The organism is Frankia sp. R82 (assembly GCF_023716925.1).
Taxonomy (GTDB): domain Bacteria; phylum Actinomycetota; class Actinomycetes; order Frankiales; family Frankiaceae; genus Frankia.
This window is the reverse complement of sequence record NZ_JAMQQG010000306.1, coordinates 1-18,693: the sequence shown is the minus strand read 5'-3', so window position 1 is coordinate 18,693 and position 18,693 is coordinate 1. Positions and strand designations below refer to the sequence as shown.

Sequence of the window (18,693 nt, the reverse complement as noted above, 5' to 3'; positions counted from 1 at the left end):
GGTCAGCAGTCGCCGCCGCGAACCGTGTCGCAGCCGTCGTCGGTGTCGCCCAGCAACGCCGCCGCAGCCGGACCACGCTCGACGATCCGCACATCGAGACGGAACTCGTCCGGCGTGCTCGGCATCGGCGCAGCGGCCACCGGCAGCGACGACGAGAGGGAAACAGACATGGGAACTCCCTTCGATCAGGGCAGGCCCGGCGCAGCGGCGGACATCCCGCGCGGCATGCGCAACGCACCTGCCGGATGTAAGGGAGATCTTTCCGTGCGTGACATCCGACGGATAGTCGCCGCTGTACCGGTCTTGTCCTCGTCTGCGGGACCGGTTGGGCTATCGCCTGCTGCCCGACAGGGCATGATCTTTCTTATGGTTGATCTGCTCCTGGTCCGCCACGCCGTCTCGGTTGCGCCGACTCGCGATGGCCCCGACGAGTACCGGCGCCCGCTCACCGGGAGGGGCTGCGAACAGGCGGATGCCCTTGTCGGGGTTCTCGGTGGCTGTGGCGCTTCGCGGGTCGTGTCGAGTCCGTACCTGCGTGCGGTGCAGACCGTGGAGCCGACTGCCCGGGCCTTGGGACTGCCGGTAGAGCGCCGGGAGGAGCTTCGTGAGTGGCGGTCAGGTCTGGCTCCGACGCGTGATTGGCAGGCCCACTACGAACGGAGCTGGGCTCGACCCGGGACGGCCATCGGCGCGGGCGAGACACTCGACGAACTCACCAACCGGGCGAGGAACGCGGTCCGTCGACTTGTGGGATCGGCCGCGCCCACGGCGACGATCCTGGCCGCCACCCACGGCACGTGGATCGCCCGGGCGCTCCTCGGGTGTGGACTTGCGATCGACTGTGCCTGCTGGCTGTCGATGCCGACGCCCGCGATCTACACGCTCAGCTTCGACGGCCCTGACCTGCGGCGCGCGCTCGGCCCGGGTCTCGAGGACGGACGGTAACGCAACCGGATCACACCCTGCCGGGCGGAAGCCGGGTCAGGAGGACAGCGGAATGCTGGCGACCGGGCGCCAGACATACGTCCGCTCTCGTCGCTCGAGATCCACCAGCACCGCGGCCGTGACAGTGCCGGTCGCGGCGGGAAGCGCCTGCAGCGTTCGCACCGCGGTGTGGGCCTGCGCGGCTGGAACGTCGTCGGTGTTGCAGTAGGCGATCGACACGTGCGGCTCGAACCGCGCGCTGAGGGGAGGCGCAGTGGGCAGGACCGAGTGGGTGGCCTCATGCAGGGCAGCGCGCAGCTGCCGCAGCGGCCCAACTGGTCCGACCGCGAGACCGAGCGCGCCCGCCGTCCCGGCCAGGGAGCCGGTGGTGATGTCGAACGGGCGTAGCCGCGCACAGACCCGCCGGCCGGCCGCGGCGACTGCGGCGATCTGCGTAGAGGTGATCGCATCGTTCGCCGCGATGCGGTCGAGGGTGAGATGCAGACTGTCGAGGGCAACAGGATCGTAGACGTCGTCGGCGATGGCGGCCTGGCAGCGCGCGACCAGTGCGCGTAGCTCGGGGGAGTTTTCGAAGGTGAGGTACCACTGCCAGGAACGACGAAGCCCGGGTCGGGCCCAGTGGTTGTGCAGCCGATCAAGCTGCCAGAACCGTTCGGCCGCGCTGGCCTCGGCGCCGAGAACCGCAGCCCGGCTGAGGCCAGGGCCGGGGCCCGCGGTGGAGTCAGATCCCATCGGTTCCCCCGCTGTGGGCCAGGGCGGCGTGTAGGGGAGCGAGTTCGCGCGGCCGATCCCACCGTCCCGCCGCGTAGCGGACGAACTCCTCGGCGCGCTGCTGGACCGAGATGACCGGCCGTCCCCGCACCAGAACGAGTGCCTCGCCGACCAGGCCGCATGCCTGCTCAAGATCCGCCTGCCGGGACTGTGTTACCGCGGTTGCCTGATCGATCAGGACCAGCGCACGGCCCCACGGCGACCCGGCCGCGCTGATCGCGGGCATCGCCCGGTCGAGCTGGTGGCGCACCTGCTCCGCCATCCCCAACGCCAGATAGGCGGTGGCCGCGTTACTGGCGACCTGCGCCTGGCTGTAACAGCCGAACCCGATACTCGAGGCGATCCCCGGCGGGACGTCCTGACCGGCCAGCATCTGCTGCGCCTCCCCGACGAGACGATGCACCCCCTGGACATCCCCCAGCCTGCCCAGCGCCCGCGCCGCCCCGTTGACCGCGAGCCGCACACGCTGCGGGCCGGCGCCGGCGTGCCGCAGCCCGTCGACGGCGAACTCCAGCGCCGCGCGGTAGTCCTGCTGGTAGTAGGCGCAGAAACTCTGCAACCCACGGGCCCACGCCCTCAGATGCGCCCGCTCGGCGAATTCCCCGAGCTGAAAAGCCTCCGCGCAGTACGCCTGCGCCAGCGCGAACCGGCCCTGCCCCACCGCCACATAGCCAAGCACCCCGGACGCCGCACACGCGATCCCGAACAGTTCCCGCCGCGGCTCCGCCCACCCGCAGCCATCGATCAACAGCTCCACCTGCACCCGTTGCCGGCGTAGCCGGGGCACGAAATCGGCGTGATCCAGGTCTTCGTAGCGGGCAACGATGCTCAGAACGTCGTCATGAGCTCGCGGATGGTGTCCGCATCAGGTCCTTGGCTTCGGCGCTGAACCCGGCGAAGAACGTCAGCGGTGCTTTCACCCTCCATCGGCTCGGTTCCGGCCGGCAACCCGTCGTCCGGCCGGCCCAAGATCATCTCCGGTGGGGCCGCAGTGGTGAGAGCCGCGTCGAACCGGACACGGACATCCTCACTGGCCAGGTCAAGATCACGGTCGAGGATCTCCAGTGTCTCGTCCCGCAGCCGAATTCCCGTGCCCCGCCGCTCCCAGTTCGACACGGAAGCAACAGCGACCCCCAGATGCGCGGCGAAGGCACGCACGCTCATCCGCCGGGCCTCACGCAGCGCCCGGGTCTCCCGACCCGACCACCTCGTCACCGCCACGACCGAACCACCTCCCGCCGATAACCGCCGCCGGACTCTCCTGGGCATTCTCGCCGCCCCGACGCACTGCGGTTGATGGCCGCCATGACGATTATCGAACCGTGGCGGGCCGTCTCCTGCGCGGCGGCGGGCACGGTAGAGCAGCGAAGAGGATCAGCAGCTCGGTAGCTGGCCCAGGTCGGGCAGGCCCGGGTTTGTCGCCTCCGTCTGCGGCGGCCCTGGGGCAGGGCGTGGCCCGTCCACCGGCTGGATGATCGCCGGAGGTTCGAGCATCGCGGAGAGACGTTCAAAGGCGCTGCGGACGGTGGCCGGGTCCTGTTGCCACCAGGCGTTGATGTCCTTGATGCCGGTCGGGGGTTGGATGTTGAGGACGAGCTGGTCGCGGTGCGCGAGTTCGTCGGCGAGGCGGGCGGCGGCGTTCTGGCCGGCGGGAAGCTTGGCCGGGTCGAGCGCGGTGTCGTCGTCGAAGCAGAGGACGAACGCCGAGTCGGGGCGTTCGGCGATGAGGCGTTCGGCGAGGGCTGGCGCGCTGGTGGTGCTGGCGTGGGCGGTGCCCAGCAGCGCGACGGCGGCGAGTCCGTTGTGGGTGGCGGTCAGGGCGTCGGGGAACCCTTCGCAGACCACGGTGATCCCGGGTTGGGCCGGAACGCTGGTGGCCAGGTGGGCGAGTTTCGGGTTGGGGGCGAGCGTGCGGGCGGGCTGGTCGTAGCGGCGCGTGCTTCTGGAGCTGAGGTAACGGAGCTGGTAGTAGGCGGGCTGGCGGTCGTCGGGATGCAGAACGGGGAAGACGATGCCGGGCCCGCCGTGGGGTAATCCCTCGGGGCGGGGGAGCTGGCGGGGGCCGGGGTCGAAGCCGATCCTGTTCGCGGTGAGAAGGTCGTCGGTGAAGCCACGGCTGTGCAGGTAGCGGCGGGCGCCTGCGCCGAGTGGCTGCCAGAGGAGCTCAGCGGCGGCGGTGACAAGCTCGCCGATCGCCGGGTGCACCGCAGTAGACGGCGGGTTGGCCGGTACCGGAGTGGACGGGACGGCCAAGCGTACGGGTGGCTGGGGTGTGAGGCCTGCGCGGCCGGCGAGGTCCAGGAGCGCGTCGCGCACGGTCATGCCAGCGCCGAGGACGAGCAGGTCGATGGCGGTGCCGCCCTCCCCGCACGCATGGCATTTCCATCGCCATCGGCCCTGAAATCCCTGGTAGATGCCCATCGAGGGATGCTCGTCGGGATGGGCGGGGTTCGGACAATGCCACCGGGCACCCCGACCCCGCCCGCGCGGTTCACCGCAGATCTCGGTGGCCAGAGCGCCGAGATCGGTGTCGTCGAGGACAGCATCACGATCGACTGTGGGCACGTCGCGACATTCCCTCCGCAGCAGGCAGGTCCCCCGCTGCTGTGTGAACAAGACCCGCCGGATCCGGAGCACCTTCCCAACATCAGCATTTCCTCTTCATCACCGGCCAGCCGGCCAGATCGCGAGAACTGTTCCCATTCCGGCCGCTGTTCTGGCGGATCCCTATCTGCCCAGTGAGTGGGGTCTTGGCGATGGTTGGAGCGATGACGTTTTCGATGCGTGTTTCTGGGGCGATGACCTGCGCGGTGTTGGTGGCGGTGACGTGGTGGATGGTGTTGGTTCGGATCGTCGGGTGCCATGTCGAACCTCATCTGTTCAGACGTCGGTCACCGACGGTTTGAGCCACAATCGGCGGCGCTTGGCGCCTGGCAGCGGGATTGGGACAGCTGGTCGGCTGGGGCTGAGGCGGCTGACGGGCTTCGCCGCTGGGCGGTCAGCCCGCTTCTTGCCGGCCACTGTGGGTCGGTCGCCGGGTTGCTGGCGGCGTGTGGGCGGGATCGGTCGGTGGCTGTGCCGGTGGCTGATGGGCGGCTGGCGGCGCTAATCGGTTTTGCGCGGGCTGGGGATCGGGCGGCGGCGCGGGTGGTGCTGGAGCGGGTGATGCCGGCGCTGACGGTGCAGGCCGCCGCGAGGTCCCGGCGTGCTCGGGGTACTACGGCCGTGTCGGCGTCGATGCCGGCTTCGGTGGCGGGACTGGGGTTCGGCGAGGTGTTGGCCGAGCTGGTGGCTGCCGCGTGGCTGGTGATCTGTGTGTTTCCGTTGGAGCGCCGGCCGCGGAAGATCGCGGTGAACGTGGTGTTGGACGCGGTCTCCCGGGTGTTCGGCTACCGGTCGAAGACGGAGCGCTCCACCGTCTACCTCGACCCATTGCCAGACATTCCCGTCGGGCTGAACGGTCGCCCGGCCATTGGCTGGGCACGGCAGGGTTCAAGCGCGGAACTGCTCGAGGTGCTGGCTGACGGTCTCGATGGCGGTGCGGAGCCGGCGCAGGTGCGGTTGCTGGCCGAGCTGGCGGTGGTGGGGCATAGCCAGGCGGAGGTCGCCGTCCGGGCGGGGATCAGTGATCGCGGGGTGCGGCTGCGGCGGGACGCGGCGGTGCGTGCGCTGCAGGCCGTTGTCCTTTCGCCGTCCAACCTCCCAGCATCCGATCGCCCGCCGGCCGATCGCCCGCCGTCCAGCCGCCCACCGTCCGATCGGCCGGTGACGCGGAGCTCCGTGGGTCGGGGACGTCTCGCGGCGGTGCCGGGGGGTGGGGTGGCGTGATCTGGCAGGGAGAGCAGGGGAGCGGGACACCACCGAATCCCGCGGTGCTGATTATTTTTGTGGTGGCTTTCCCGATTGTTGCCGGGGTGTGGGCGGGTGCGCAGGTCGCGGCGTTGCTGTTCGGTGCGCATGTGCCGATGCACGTCGGGCTGCGTGCGGCGGTGGCGGCGTTGCCACGTCTCGCGGTGAATCCGGAAAAGCCCTATCTGGCCTGGCCGGTGGACGAGGCTGATGTGCTGCCGGGGGCGACGGCGTACTGGATTGCCACCGCGTTGCCGCTTTTTGGGGCGTTGCTGTGCGCCGGAGGGCTGGTGCTGCTGGTGCAGGCACGGGTCGGCGTGGCCTATCGCCGGCGGATGGGGCTGAATCCGGAGGCGCGGTTCGCGGTGCCGTGGCAGGTAGCGCCGATGTGGGTGGGGCGTCCGGTGGCCGGTCGGATGATCCTGGGCCGGATCCGTCGGGGTCCGTTCAGCTGGCTGTTGGCGACAGAGAACGCGTCGTTGCCGGTGGACGAGCGGGTGCCGCAGGTGCTGCACCCGTATGTGGCGCGGCGTCGGGGTGATCGCGGTGCGGTGCTGGTGATCGGGCCGACGCGGTGTGGGAAGACGGCGGCGTTGGCGGTCCCGGCGATCCTGGAGTGGGAGGGGCCGCTGATCGCCCTGTCGGTGAAAAACGACCTGCTGGACGCGACCGTGCGCCGACGGCGGGTGTTGGGGGAGGTGCGGGTTTTCGATCCGACCGGGATCACGGGGGAGCGGTCGGCGACCTGGTCTCCGCTGGCGGAAGCGGTGGATATGGCGGGGGCGCGGCTTGCGGCCCGGTCGATCGCGAACAGCACGGACTGGACGTCGTCGGGGTCGGAGATGAGTTTTTGGACGGCGGCCGGTGAGGATCTGCTCGGTCTGCTGTTCTGGCTCGCGTCCACCGCGGGGTTGGGGATGGAGGCAGTGGTCGGGTGGACGACGAGCATGGACCGCGACGCGATGATGCGCTTCGCCCAGGCCTTCGCCCGCCATGACGATCCGGTGATTCGGGCGGACGGCGAGCAGGTGCTGGCGGGGCTTGCCGCGGTGTGGAAAACCGATCCCAAGCAGATCTCGTCGGTGTTTCTGGTGGCCCGGCAGATGATCCGGCCGTGGCAGGAGCCGTCGGTGCGCCGGTCGGCGGACGGCTCCGAGATTGATCTGGACTGGCTGCTCGACGACGAGCCCGCTCCCCTCGTCGATCCCTTCGGGGACGACGATCCGTTCGACGACGACGTCCTCGAGGAACTCTCCGACGCCGATCCGTCGGTGGGCCAGCCGTCCCGTGCCGAATCGTCCGGAGTTGGGCCGCATGGAGTCGTGCCATACGACGGTGCGCTGTTTGACCACGAGCTTGGCGGCGACCCAGCGGAAGGTCGCGGGGCTAGGCGGCGGCGGTCGAACTCGGTGTACCTGTGTGCCGATCTGGACGGGGCGGAGCGGCTGGCGCCGGTGCTCGGCGGGCTGGTCGATGATCTGATTCGCGCGGTGTATGCCCGGGTCGGGGCGACGGGAAGGCCGTTGGATCCGCCGTTGCTCGTCGTGATCGACGAGGCGGGGAACTGGCCGATGAAGAACCTGCCTGGTCGGATCTCGACGTGTGCGGGCATGGGCATTCAGCTGATGCTCGTCTACCAGTCCAAGGCGCAGATCGACGCGGCCTACGGCGCGAAGGCCGATGTGATCGTGTCGAACGCGACGACGAAGGTCTTCTTCTCCGGTCTGTCGGACAAGTCGACGCTCGACTACGCCGCCTCGCTGCTTGGCCAGGAGCATGTGGCCGCGCGCAGCGTGTCCAGCGACGCCGCGCCGGGCGGTGGCCGTCAGGGGGTCAGTGATGCGCCGACCCGACTGGAGCTGCTTCCGGCGCATCTGCTGCGGCAGGTGGCACCGGGCCAGGCGTTGCTGTTGCACCACACGTTGCCGCCGGTGCATCTGTACGGCCGTTACTGGTTCCGCGACCCTGTTCTGCGCGCGCTGGCCAACGGCGAACCGCCGCCGGAGGCGCAGCCGGGGAGCGTCGAACGTCCGTCGGTGGAAGGCTGGCTGCTCCGGGAGATGCGGGCGGTCTGGCATCGCTGGCGTGAGCGGTACGGAATCGGCGCATGACCCCCACCGGTGAGCAGTCCGGCTGGATACCCCAGGTGCCGCGGGGCATGGGGCGCAGATCGCGGGTCGTGCGACGCGCTGATCTCACCCACCCTGTGCAGGTTTCGGCGCGGGGCCGGGTGTGGCTCGGCGGGCTCGCCATGGCCCAGGCCAATGCTGGGGACGGTGGGTCGGCCAGTGGTGGTGAGGCTGCCGTCCTTGGCGCCTCCGGGTCGCCGTCGGTCGGCTCCGCGAGCGGGAGCCCAGCCCGCGGTGGCCAGGCCGCCATGGGGAGTACGACCGCAGGCGGTGGGGGAGACGGTTCTCGGGGTTCGGTTGTCGGGCTGGGGACGCCGGCGGGGGAGTGGCTGATCGGCGTGGATGCGCCGTCGGGACTGTGTGTCGGCGCCTTCCGCCCGGCTGAGCTGTCCGGGGTGGCGCTGGTCACCGCGCCGGCGTACACGGTGACCGCACCGTCGAGCTGGGAGCTGGAAACCCAGCTCGGCGTTGCGCTCGGCGACGATGTTCACCAGGTGCTGCGCGCCCGGACCGTGGCCGTGCCGCTGGGTGGCAGCGTCGCGGGCGGGCCCGTGGCGGGGGCGGGCACCGATCAGCCGAGCATCGCCGAGCACCGGATACCTCGACCCTCGGATCCGGTGCGGGTCCCCGGCCGACCGGAGCTCAGCTACGGCGAGTCGCTGGCCCGGTCCGCGGTGCTGCTGCGCTGGGAACAGGCCGGCCTGGAAGATCCCTCCGACGTTGTGCGACTGGAGATCGTGGTGTTGGGCCAGGACGTTCACGAGGGCCGGCGGGAGCTGACCTACCGGCTGTCGTGGAACGACCGGGTGCTCGCGGCGGGTGATGACATCGAGGTTCCCGCAGATGTTGTGGTGCGCAGCAGCGACACGATCCGCGGGCTGGTCATGATGCTGACCAGCCCCGACCCGGACATGCCGCCGACAGCCGGGCAGGACATGCTGCGCCAGCGTCGCGAGGAGCTGCGGAGCCTGGTCGCAGAGCACCCCGGCCCGTTCCACCAGGGTGAGCGCGTCGAGGTGCGGCTGCCGGATGGACGGATCGTTCCGGGCACGGTCATGGCAGCGATCCGCGGCGCCAATGGCGGTCAGGATCCGCGGTCCTACCAGTGGACCCCGGACCGGGCAGCGCTGCCCGGGGGCCTGTTCGGCCTGGGGGGAGTGCTGCGCGGCGGTTTCGTCAGCCCCGCGTCGGCGGTGCGCGCCAGTCTGCTACCGGAGCTCTCCCACCTGCCCGACCCGGAACCCGCTCTGGACACCGAGGCGACGTCACCGCAACCGGCCTGGGAGAGACCGGACGTCCGGCCGGGCCTGGACCTTGCGCCGTCGGCGGCCGGCGGATGACCCCCCGAACCCCCGGCGACCCGGGCGGCGTTCCCCCGTTCCACGCCGATCCGGCACCCGTGCGCGTCCGGGTGCCCAGCGGGTGGTGGCGGTTCCTGCCGGCCAGCGACACCGACGGCACGGCGACCTTCACCGCCCAGCTGATGCGCCAGCGATCCACAACCGTGTCCACGGTCGAGGCCACCGTCGTCCGCCCCAGCGTCTGCGCGCTCGAAGAGGCCCTGGGCTTCCCGCTGCCGCGAGCCGTCCACGCGGCCCTGGACGTGTCCCTACCACGTGATGACCTTGTGCTTGCCGAGCCGAGCGGCGATTGGCAACTGGCCTCCGGGAAGCTGCTGCTCGACTTCGGCCTGGACCTGGGCGAACGGCCCTGGCGGGTCAGCGAGGTCGCCCTAGGCAGCAGCGAGTGGGAGTCCTACGGCCGGCTGCTGCACGCCGACCCGCCACTGCGGACCTGGCAGGACGACGTCTACCGGGTCGACATCATCGCCATCACCGACAGTAGCAGCGCCCCGGACGACGGGTACACCCTGAGCTACCGGATCTGCCTGCAGGACACCCGCGTGCCCGACGAGCATGTCGTCTTCGCCGGCGACGACGCCGTCCTTCCCACCGGGTCGGATCCGCGGTCGGACGACGCCATCCGCGAGGTCATCCACCAGGTTGTTTTCCGGGAGCGGGACCCGCGGAGGCTGTCGTACGCGCAGCAGAGTTTCCTGCAGGCCCATCGTGATCGGCTCGCGGTGCGCACACTGGGCCGAACCCCGCCCTTCACGGCGGGCACCCGCATCCAGGTCGACCTGGCGAACGGTCTGACCGCCACCGGCACCATCCGCGAGTCGGCGCAGCGTGGTGGGCAAACGGCCGGCTATCTGTGGCGCCCGGATGTGGCCGATCTACCCGGCCATCCTGGTCGGCGGGACCCCGACTATCTGCTGTACGCCGAGGCCCGACGGGTCCGGCACACCCTGGAGGCCAGGGACACCGCGGTCCACGGGCCACATGGACCGGTCGTCCTCACCTTCGCGGCGACCATCGCCACCATCGACGACCCACGTTTCGGCCGCGGCTGGGTCCTGCGCGCCGTCGACGCCGACGGCCAGCTCGCCTACGACATCGAACCCGATGGGGAACCGGGCACCTGCATCCGCCTCGACGCCCGCGAGGTGATCGCGCTGACCGGAACAGCCTGGCCTACCGTCGACCGGATCCTGTTGGCCCGCGAGGCGGCCGGCGTGCCGCTGATACCCGGTGAAATCCTGGTCGCGGTCCGCGAGATCGCCCTGATGCCCCACGCCCTCCCCCCGACCACGGCAGCCCTCGTCCGCCACGATCTGCACTCGCCGGACCAGGTCCTCGATCCCGCCCTCGCGCCCCACGCAGAACTGTCCGAGCGCATCACCTTCCTACAGGCCACGGATCATCCTCACCTCCCGCCCGCTTCGAGCCCGCCGGCGGGCCTGTCCGGAGAGCTGCCACGCCCTCGGCCACCCACCTCGCCTGAACCGCCTGACATGCCAGGGATCGGTCCCATGGACCTGGACCCGTGACCACCCCGCCGCCGGGGCCGCCCACAGACGGTGCGCCTGGGCCAGGCCCGTTCCGCACGGCGGATCTTGCCGGGCCGCGGCTGAAGACAGCCCGGCTGCACACCAGCGGCCTGCTCCTCGACCTGCCCTTCATCCCGCCACCGGGAGCGGCGGTCCACGCGGCCACGTTCTGGCCCGAATCCGTCGTGCCGGGCGGCTGGGCGCACCTGACCTGGGAACGCGGCCCGCACGGCCGCGGCCTGCAACTCCCACAGATCGTCGACCTCGGCGACGTGGTGGGGTTCCGCGCCGCCACCAGCCCCCAGATCACGACTGGTCCGCCGCCCGGGCCTGGCCGCCCGCCGTCCCACCCTCCGCCAGGCCCGCCGCACTCCCCGCCTGTGATCAACGTGGTCGAGTGGTGGGGCTACCTGCACGCCGTCGAACGCGGCGCGCTGGTGCTCCACGGCCCGCATCCCACGTTGTTCGCCGCCTACGCCGCCGCGCAGCAGGCCCTCGCCGCCCAGATCTGGACCCACGACACCCCGGCCGCCGCGGCGCGCGCTCCGAGCGCAAGCCTGGGCGCCAGCGCCAGCTCGGGCCGGGACCGGGCGTGGCGGGAACCTGCCCAGCCGCCGGCATCGGTGTCCCTGACCTGGCATGGCGACACGGCAACGGTCAGCGACCCACGTTTCGGCTGGCTGCACGTCGACGCCGACGACCTCGCCGCCGCACTCACCGTCCGCCCGCATGATCTCGTCCGCGCACTGCAACCCCTCGTCCCCGGAGTCGACGGCAGCGAACCACCCATCACCCTCGCCGCCCTCGCTGCCCTGCACCTTGCCGTCCTGCCCAACATCCACACCGCCGCCCCGCCCTCGCCGCCACCGGCCGGCCCGCCACAAGGACCGCCGCCATCTACACCGCCACCTGGCCCCACCCCGCCGAACGGCCCGACACCGCCGGTTGCTCCTGCCCAGGACCCGCTGCCGCCCATGTCACCGCAGGACCCGCCGCCCATGTCACCGCAGGGCCGGCCGTCGCCCTCGGCGTCCGCGGGCAGCCCGGCATCCGGCGACTCCCGCGCGACCGATGCTCCAACCCGAGAGCCGGAGCCGGGGCCGGAACCCGCATCCGTACTGCCACCGGTGAGCGCCCCGCGGTCACCGGCTGGCCCTGACCTGGATGGTCTCCCGTGACTGCACCTGGACCTGCCTGGGATATCAGCATGCTCGGTAAGCCGGTCGTTCTGGCGGTTCCCGTCCGACTCGGCCAGGACCCGGATGCGCTGCTCGTACTGGCCGCCGCTGCGCTACGTCGACATCTCCTCGGCGCGTCCGCGTCGAGGATCATCGGTCGCCTTGCGTGCAGCGGAGTCGTCGCGCTGCGAACGTTCAGCGCCGTCTATGAGCTGCGCGAACAGGTCGACGGCTGGTCCCTGGTCCGCAGCGGGGGAGAACCCGAACCGGACGAGCTCGCTGCCGCGGCGTGGATCCGCGCCTACCGGCTCGCCCGGGAACGAGTCGAAGCCGCCGCTGTGAACCGTGCGGGCGGGCTGCCATGAGCCGACGCGACGACACCCCTCCCGGCCGCCGCGTGCCCCCGGACGCCGACACTGCCGCGCTCGGCCGTCGCGACTACGGCTTCTTCGACCGCCAGAGCAGCCCGCGCGGGCAACGCGACCTTGCGCGGGCCCGACCGCCATGGACGGGCACCAGACCCCGGCGGGTCGGCGCCGCCACGGCCCATGACCGCACCCTCGGCCTCTCCCGGGCCGTAAGCATGTGGCCGGCGCACACCCTACTGCCGGTCGCCGGCCAGCTCGAGATCCGACATCGCGCCACCGACATCCTCAACGATCTGCGCTGCCTCCCACCCCCGCCATCGACCCGGCCAGACGTAGCACCTTCCCGGCTACTCGCCGCATTCCAGGAGACCGCGGCACACACCCGCCGCCAGCCGGCCCGCACGCAGAGGGCCACCGTCAACCACATCGCCGCAGCTCACCGGCTCGATCCCGAGATGCTCCTCGGCGTCGCCCACGGCGTCGGAACGCTGATTGCCCGCTCGTCCACCTCGGCGTCCACCGGGGCCCGGCCTGGTCGAGCGGATGGCAAGCCGAGCCTGAACGCCCTGCAGGACGCGAACCTGCCGCTCGCCCTGGACACCTACCTGGCCCGCGCCCATCTGCGCGACAGTGCGGCAACCTCCGACCCTGACCTGCCACGGCTGTGGATGACGGCGAACGCACTGCTGCACGGCCTCCCCGCCGCCGTCATCCACACCGAACCCGCCACCGTCCACGGCTCCGACGCGGCCCTGCACCCCCAGCGGACTGATCTTGTCGGCTGGCATGGCATCCACCATGCCCTCGGCGACATGGACGCAGCCGTACGCACCGCCCTCGAAGGACGCCGCTGGCTGGACCAGGCCGGCCATGCCCACGGCCGCAGCGACACCGTGCTCCTCGCCCTCGGCGTCCTGCACGCTTCGCATCCGATCGTCGCCGCCGAACTGGCCCTGCGCGGACCCGGCGCTGCGCCTGGCCGACCTACGGGCGCTCGCCGGCCGGCATCCGCCACCGGCGCATCCGGCCGAGCTCACGGACACCGTGATCAAAGCGATCTGCGACCGCAACGGCTGGCTGCTGGGCACCCCCGACGAACGCCACCACCGCGAACTCGTCGAACGCACCCTCCCCGACGTGATGACCAGCGAGATCCGCACCCGCCTCGCCCACGGCGACACCGCCACGCTCGCCTACGCCCTGCACCAGGCCCCGCCCACCGACACCGACCTTGATGCCCGGACCTGGCGCTGGAACCCCGGCCGCCACCGACGCCTCCAGGTCCGCCAGCTCCTCGGGGAGGCCTCCCGCGAGGCCCACGTCCGTTTCGCGGACTGGCACATTACCGCCCACCCCAGCCGCGCGGTGGCCTTCCTCGCACGCTTCCCCGACCGGATCATCCGCCGCGGACTGACCGTCCACCCCGAACCACCAACCCCCTCAGCGCCGCTGCGACCGACACCGGAACCACCCCCCGCAGCATCACCGCCTGCGGCACCGCCGCTACCAGAACTGTCCGCCTGGCCGGGGCCGCCCCTGCCCAGCCCGTGAACACACCCGGCAGCCGATACCCGCCACCCTCCTGCACCGGTCGCCCCTCGCACCTCGACCAGCTGAGAGAAGCCCATGCACCCGCCGACCTCTTCTGAGGCCCTGCACCGCCTACCCCTGACCCTCGACCTTCAGAACGCCGCCCCCTACTTCCGGATCGGTCGGACCCTCGCCTACGAACTCGCCCGCGCCGGCGACTTCCCATGCCCCGTCCACCGCTACGGCCGGCTCTACCGCATCCACACCGCCGACCTCCTGACCACCCTCGGCCTCGACCGTGGCGGCTGGGCCGCCTGGCACGCCGCCCGCATCCGCCGCCTACCCGCCGTCGTCGACCTGCCTACCGCCGCCGGCCTGTTCTTCATCGGCCGCAGCCTCGCCTACACCCTCGCCCGCAGCAACGAGTTCCCCTGCCCGGTTCGCCGCTACGGCCGCCTCTACCGGGTCCGCACCGTCGACCTGCTCGACGCCCTCGGCCTGACCGCACCGAGCGATGCATGACCCCCTCACCTACGGCACCCTCACCGGCGAAGCCACCCGCCTCGCCGCCACCGCCGCCGCCATCCCCCCACGCCCCACCGCCCGCGTCGGCGAGATCCTCGACCACGCCGCCGGCATCGGCCGCCTGTTCGCCCTCGCCGGACGCCACGCCACGTTCCTCAACGCCCCTTCGACAGGGTTGGCCGCACCACCCCGCTGATCAACCGGCTGGCCGCCACCAGCCGCCTCGCCGACCAGCTCTACGCCACCCCACCCCCGGACGCACCCCCTGGCACCGCGCCGCCGACACCCTCGGCGCCGCCCACGACCTACTCGCCACCCACCTCGACCGCGCCGGCCACCACCGCAGCCTCGACGCCGTCATCCTCGCCGACCCCCTCGCCGTGCGCGGCGCCATGGTTCGCCTCGCCGACATCACCCTGTCCGCCGCCCACACCGCCACCACCACCCACCTCTGGCACACCATCCGCCAGGCCCTCGACCAGACCACCTCCCGCGGCCTCCACGGCCGCACCGTTCCCGCCCTGGTCAGCGCCACCGGACGCTCCCTCATCGACAGCAGCAGAACCGGCCCCCACCCAGACCGCCGCGACTATGCCCGCGCCCTCGACGTCCTGCGCCGAGCCGCGATCCTGCTACCCGAGATCGCCGAACGCAGCGGCCTGGCGGCCCAGAACCTCACCGTCCACCAGGCACTCCTGGGGCCCACCGGCACCCTCGGCGGCGGCGAACCGATCTCCGTAAACGAGCAGACCTGGCTCCTTGACGCCTACCACCAAGCCACCCGCAGCGGCGCCACCAGCATCACCCACCTGTTGCGCCTACCCGGCACCCACCCCCACCGCGACCGCGCCCTCTACCTCGTCCAACGCTATGCACCCGAACCCGACCAGGAACTCCTCGACATCCCCCACCACAACCCCCCACCCGACGCCGTGGGAGGCGCCGCCTGGCGAACCCCCCCACCTCATCGAAACCACCGACGGACTGATCCGCATCGACGACCACCGCCACGGCCTGCTCCAGGTCCACGCCACCACCCTGTCCACCGCCGTCACCCACACCCCACAAACCCTCCGCCGCATCCTCGCCGACAGCCCCTGGATCGGCCTCGACGGCACCGAAACCCTCATCACCCTCGCAGCCCTCACCGCCATCCACGCCCCGGAGAGGCTGAAGGGGTCTGGGCTCGACGAAAGTGCCTCGGTGAAGCCGCTGGAGGCGCCCGATGTCAACCATATCCATCCCCCGCACACCACGATCCCGGCCGCCTTACCTGCAACTGAACAACCCGATCTTGGGCCTTGATGCCGTATCTTCAGCGAGCGCCTGCGCGCTTAGCGGTAAAATCAACCCCGGCCCCCACCTGCTGACCGGCAGATCGCAGCAGTGTCGTTCGGATGCTCTCATGATCGAGCGGGACGGTCGCGTGACCTGCTTTCGCGGGAAGTACTTTCATTCTGCGCCGAGTTCGATCCGGTCTCCGTCGTCGATCCGCTGGCGTGATGCGGGCCTTCGGTCTTGGTTGCGGTCTTTCGGGGCTTCTCGATAAATCGTCTCTTGAGTTCCGCGGCTTCAGAGTGCCTTCCTGACCGAATTAGGAGGCGGCTGAGATCCAGCGCGAAAAACGCGCGCTCGCCGGCTTCCACGGTTAATTGTTCAACTATCTGCACGTACACGGGAGAGTCGGATCGAGCGGATCCTCCAGCACCATCCAGCGCCAATGGCTTGTCGCTCTCATCCAGTGCGCGCAGGAGCCGCCGCACGGGCTCGACGATCTCGACTGCCCGAGCAGGGTCAGGATCGTGTCGAGCAAGATGCCAGAGAAGGGCGTGACGTGGCTCGGTCCAGACCGACTTGTCGAGATGATCGAGCTTCAGATCGGCTAGGTCGACGCCCTGCCGCCACTTGATGACCTGGCTCCAGCCTGCGGCGGCATCTTGACTGACATGGACGTCGATATCTTCTACACGGATCATTGAAAGAGCAAGCTCGGAGGTAACTTTGTTCGCAAGTTCACGTTTAAGCCTCTGATTGACCAGGTCACGCGCAAGCGCAGGATCGCCCACGGTCAAGATGCATGTCACTTCACCGGCCCGTTCCGCCACCAGTCCACGAACCGCGCTCCAACCAACACCGTAGCTGAGGTTACTCGGGGTCAACCAGGAGACAGTGCACGAGATTATAAAGGGAAATCCCGCTGCTGCACTCGGCAGAATTTCGACGAGGTGCTCCGATCGTGCCACCCTGGGAGTCGGGGGTGTTGCATTCACGGAATCTTGGTCGAGGCCGGCCAGTTCCTCGTCCCTTCGGAGGAGATGCCCTCCATATGATATGCCTGCAACGACTATGACCACAACGAGGAGTAGCCAGCCCAGGCTGCCCACGGAGAAGGAGACGATTAGAATGGTCGCAGCGAAGAGGAGGGTGGCCAGGATGGCGCGCGCGGACCATCCCGATGGAATCCTGGGAATCATTTTTCTGCCGTCTTTTCGGTTTGATCTGAATTAACTATTTCGTTGCCGTCGGGTCCGGTTGCTTCGGCCGCCGAAATGAGCCGGTCCAGTAGTTCTTCGTAGATCCGCTCCAAAGCTGGATCGCCTCCCCATGCCATGGTGGCGGCCCATGCCTGATTTGTTAGCATGTTGCGAAGCTTTAACCGATTACCGCAGGCGTCGACGAGGATATCCAGGATGTGTATGCGTCCCGGCCGGTCCGCCGCCGTGAGCCAGTCCTTGAGTCGCGGGACCAGCGCCCAGGGTCGTCCGACGGCGAGGGCCACTCTCCAAGCGAGGGTAAGCGTTTCGACTATGGGTCGACCTGATCGTAGTTCCGGAGACAGGATTGGGGCGCTCGTAGTCTCCCGCGCGGGGTCATTGAACGCATCGGGATATACTTTCTGGAGGCGGTCTGTCTCTGTCAGCTCCAAGAAAATCTCGACAGCCCTGCTCGTTCGCCGTTCATAGCGGTTGTCGTCCTTGGGGAGATCGCTGAAGGCAGTGAGAGCGACTGCCGCGGCTCGCTCTGCGAGGTAGGTCATGATTTTGTTCAGTACCTTTGTGTAGTTTTCGGCGCTCCGCCCGAGAGGCATCATTGAGTCGGCTGCGGCACTGCCTACTCTCCGTTCAGGGTGCGCCATGAAGTGCCACAGCCGTGTGATCGCCGCGTCAGGATGATCAACTGCAAGCTCCTTGCACAGGCCGATAAGGAGCGATGCGGCGTGTGGTGGCAGCCGGGAGTCGCGAGACCAGTCGTAGAAGGCTTGGCGGAAGAGCACGCTTGCGCGCTCGTCATCCAGCCCTCGGCGCAACGCCATCGTGGCGGCAACACGATGGGGCCGCTCCGGTCGCTCCATCCAGCGCTGCGCCAACAGAAGTAGATCCGCGCCCTCACCGGAGTCGACCGTCTGGTCGATGATCCGCTCGGCTAACCTCGCCAGAGCGTCGGACCCGTCCCGGTACCTGGACAGTCCCGCCGCGAGCTGATCAAACCATTCGAGATAAATATCAACAAGATGAGGATTGAATTCCCAGAAATATCTTCGTAGAGCCGCACCAAGTGACAGTTGTTTGAACCGCACAGGGCGTGACCAAGGGATTCCGTTGGGATCCGGTGCCGCTTCCACAGTGTTCAGCCAGTCGGTCATGTCCTGCAGACTGAAAGGGTGCGCCGACTTCTCCGGCGGGTCGGACGGATCGGAAATGCGGATGAGCTCCTTCTCCGCGAACGAGATGATGGGGTAGGTAGCTCCCTCCAGCATGGCAACGCAGGCGACCCGAACCCGCCAGACTGCCACGTCTGCGTCCGTTCCGGCACTCCCGTGCTTAAAATTGTTGACATAAGCGTCATAGACGCTGAGCACGTCGCCGGCAACGGCCTCGATGGCCTGCGAGAGCCAGTCCACGTGACCGCTACAGCCAATGTCCGGCGATGAGAGTGCGAGCTGCGCGATCCGTGCGATCGTCTCGGCGTTGAGGCTCTCCAGCCGATTTCTCAGGTCGGCCAGGCGAACATCGGCCGGGGTGATCGGGATGCCGTCCGCGCATAGATGAGAGGCCAGTAGCGTCGGGGCATCCCGGTAGTTGTCAAGTCAACTGGGACAGTGGGTCGTCGCTCGGTTGGCTTGGAATGGGCTGGTTGATCCACACTGTGTCGGGTAGGCGGGGTGGCCGGGGGCGGCGGGTGAACCGCTCGGGGTGGGCCGCGTGGGCACGGTCGAGGGTGGCCTGCCGGTGGGCCTGGACCTGGTCGGCGGTGCCGAAATGGACCGAGGCGGGAGTGTGGAACCCGATCCCGGAATGACGATGGTCATGATTGTAGGCGGTGAAGAAACCCTCGCAGTAGGCACGGGCATCGGCCAACGACCCGAACCGCTCCGGGAAATCGTAGCTGTACTTGAGAGTTTTGAACTGGGCTTCCGAAAACGGATTGTCGTTCGACGTCCGTGGCCGTGAATGGGACCGGTGGACACCCAGGTCGATGAGGAGTTCCGACACCTGCTTCGAGACCAT

At 69.6% G+C, this 18,693-nt stretch carries 22 protein-coding genes; 11 read left to right on the top strand and 11 right to left on the bottom strand.

The window, feature by feature from the left end; genetic code table 11:
* Positions 1-2: 2 nt before the first annotated feature.
* Positions 3-170: an FxLD family lanthipeptide gene (locus ND747_RS24820; protein WP_251736607.1), complete on the bottom strand. Its 168-nt coding sequence runs from the start codon at positions 168-170 to the stop codon at positions 3-5.
* 196 nt (positions 171-366) lie between these two features.
* On the opposite strand from ND747_RS24820, the gene ND747_RS24815 reads away from it, so the two are divergent.
* Positions 367-945 (top strand): histidine phosphatase family protein, encoded by a 579-nt coding sequence (locus ND747_RS24815; RefSeq protein ID WP_251736606.1) that lies wholly within the window; start codon positions 367-369, stop codon positions 943-945.
* Positions 946-981: 36 nt separating this feature from the next.
* Here ND747_RS24815 and ND747_RS24810 read toward each other — a convergent pair whose 3' ends face one another.
* The 4 genes from ND747_RS24810 to ND747_RS24795 form a co-directional block, all read right to left on the bottom strand.
* Complete coding sequence (locus ND747_RS24810) at positions 982-1,677, bottom strand: 2'-5' RNA ligase family protein (protein WP_251736605.1); 696 nt, start codon at positions 1,675-1,677, stop codon at positions 982-984.
* Positions 1,667-2,473 (bottom strand): hypothetical protein, encoded by an 807-nt coding sequence (locus ND747_RS24805; protein ID WP_251736604.1) that lies wholly within the window; start codon positions 2,471-2,473, stop codon positions 1,667-1,669. Before ND747_RS24805 ends, ND747_RS24810 begins: the two co-directional genes overlap by 11 nt.
* A gap of 71 nt (positions 2,474-2,544) precedes the next feature.
* Entirely contained in the window at positions 2,545-2,937 is a 393-nt protein-coding gene (locus ND747_RS24800) for a DNA-binding transcriptional regulator (protein WP_251736603.1), read from the bottom strand.
* Positions 2,938-3,090: 153 nt separating this feature from the next.
* Positions 3,091-4,281: a toprim domain-containing protein gene (locus tag ND747_RS24795; RefSeq protein ID WP_251736602.1), complete on the bottom strand. Its 1,191-nt coding sequence runs from the start codon at positions 4,279-4,281 to the stop codon at positions 3,091-3,093.
* A gap of 504 nt (positions 4,282-4,785) precedes the next feature.
* Between ND747_RS24795 and ND747_RS24790 the strand changes: the two genes are divergently transcribed.
* The 6 genes from ND747_RS24790 to ND747_RS24765 are packed head-to-tail and all read left to right on the top strand — an operon-like array spanning position 4,786 to position 12,127.
* A complete protein-coding gene (locus ND747_RS24790) occupies positions 4,786-5,544 on the top strand; it encodes a hypothetical protein (RefSeq protein ID WP_251736601.1) in 759 nt (252 codons plus the stop codon).
* On the top strand, positions 5,541-7,676 hold the full coding sequence (locus tag ND747_RS24785; protein ID WP_251736600.1) for a type IV secretory system conjugative DNA transfer family protein: 2,136 nt from the start codon (positions 5,541-5,543) through the stop codon (positions 7,674-7,676). The genes ND747_RS24790 and ND747_RS24785 overlap by 4 nt, the downstream gene beginning before the upstream one ends.
* Positions 7,673-9,034, top strand: a complete 1,362-nt coding sequence (locus tag ND747_RS24780; protein ID WP_251736599.1) for a hypothetical protein — start codon at positions 7,673-7,675, stop codon at positions 9,032-9,034. Before ND747_RS24785 ends, ND747_RS24780 begins: the two co-directional genes overlap by 4 nt.
* A complete protein-coding gene (locus ND747_RS24775) occupies positions 9,031-10,584 on the top strand; it encodes a hypothetical protein (RefSeq protein WP_251736598.1) in 1,554 nt (517 codons plus the stop codon). Before ND747_RS24780 ends, ND747_RS24775 begins: the two co-directional genes overlap by 4 nt.
* Positions 10,581-11,762: a hypothetical protein gene (locus tag ND747_RS24770; protein ID WP_251736597.1), complete on the top strand. Its 1,182-nt coding sequence runs from the start codon at positions 10,581-10,583 to the stop codon at positions 11,760-11,762. The genes ND747_RS24775 and ND747_RS24770 overlap by 4 nt, the downstream gene beginning before the upstream one ends.
* A 29-nt stretch (positions 11,763-11,791) precedes the next feature.
* On the top strand, positions 11,792-12,127 hold the full coding sequence (locus ND747_RS24765; RefSeq protein ID WP_251736596.1) for a hypothetical protein: 336 nt from the start codon (positions 11,792-11,794) through the stop codon (positions 12,125-12,127).
* A 350-nt stretch (positions 12,128-12,477) separates the two neighbouring features.
* Here the strand turns inward: ND747_RS24765 and ND747_RS24760 are convergent, their stop codons facing one another.
* On the bottom strand, positions 12,478-13,002 hold the full coding sequence (locus tag ND747_RS24760; protein WP_251736595.1) for a hypothetical protein: 525 nt from the start codon (positions 13,000-13,002) through the stop codon (positions 12,478-12,480).
* Between ND747_RS24760 and ND747_RS24755 the strand changes: the two genes are divergently transcribed.
* The 3 genes from ND747_RS24755 (at position 13,001) to ND747_RS24745 (ending at position 14,381) form a co-directional block, all read left to right on the top strand.
* Entirely contained in the window at positions 13,001-13,681 is a 681-nt protein-coding gene (locus ND747_RS24755; RefSeq protein ID WP_251736594.1) for a hypothetical protein, read from the top strand. The two genes, ND747_RS24760 and ND747_RS24755, sit on opposite strands and share 2 nt — an antisense overlap.
* Positions 13,682-13,756: 75 nt before the next feature.
* Complete coding sequence (locus ND747_RS24750) at positions 13,757-14,182, top strand: helix-turn-helix domain-containing protein (protein WP_251736593.1); 426 nt, start codon at positions 13,757-13,759, stop codon at positions 14,180-14,182.
* A complete protein-coding gene (locus tag ND747_RS24745) occupies positions 14,175-14,381 on the top strand; it encodes a hypothetical protein (protein WP_251736592.1) in 207 nt (68 codons plus the stop codon). The genes ND747_RS24750 and ND747_RS24745 overlap by 8 nt, the downstream gene beginning before the upstream one ends.
* A gap of 109 nt (positions 14,382-14,490) precedes the next feature.
* Here ND747_RS24745 and ND747_RS24740 read toward each other — a convergent pair whose 3' ends face one another.
* Together ND747_RS24740 and ND747_RS24735 are read right to left on the bottom strand one after the other, a co-directional pair.
* The gene (locus ND747_RS24740; RefSeq protein WP_251736591.1) at positions 14,491-14,688 is read right to left on the bottom strand and encodes a hypothetical protein; all 198 of its coding nucleotides are present in this window, start codon (positions 14,686-14,688) and stop codon (positions 14,491-14,493) included.
* 129 nt (positions 14,689-14,817) lie between these two features.
* Positions 14,818-14,958, bottom strand: a complete 141-nt coding sequence (locus ND747_RS24735; RefSeq protein ID WP_251736590.1) for a hypothetical protein — start codon at positions 14,956-14,958, stop codon at positions 14,818-14,820.
* Between the two features lie 97 nt (positions 14,959-15,055).
* On the opposite strand from ND747_RS24735, the gene ND747_RS24730 reads away from it, so the two are divergent.
* Complete coding sequence (locus ND747_RS24730; RefSeq protein ID WP_251736589.1) at positions 15,056-15,490, top strand: hypothetical protein; 435 nt, start codon at positions 15,056-15,058, stop codon at positions 15,488-15,490.
* A gap of 98 nt (positions 15,491-15,588) precedes the next feature.
* Here the strand turns inward: ND747_RS24730 and ND747_RS24725 are convergent, their stop codons facing one another.
* The 3 genes from ND747_RS24725 to ND747_RS24715 form a co-directional block, all read right to left on the bottom strand.
* The gene (locus ND747_RS24725) at positions 15,589-16,290 is read right to left on the bottom strand and encodes a hypothetical protein (protein ID WP_251736588.1); all 702 of its coding nucleotides are present in this window, start codon (positions 16,288-16,290) and stop codon (positions 15,589-15,591) included.
* 365 nt (positions 16,291-16,655) lie between these two features.
* Positions 16,656-18,086, bottom strand: a complete 1,431-nt coding sequence (locus ND747_RS24720; RefSeq protein WP_251736587.1) for a hypothetical protein — start codon at positions 18,084-18,086, stop codon at positions 16,656-16,658.
* A 181-nt stretch (positions 18,087-18,267) separates the two neighbouring features.
* Positions 18,268-18,693: integrase core domain-containing protein (locus tag ND747_RS24715; protein WP_251736586.1), on the bottom strand; the 426-nt coding region annotated here is incomplete at its 5' end.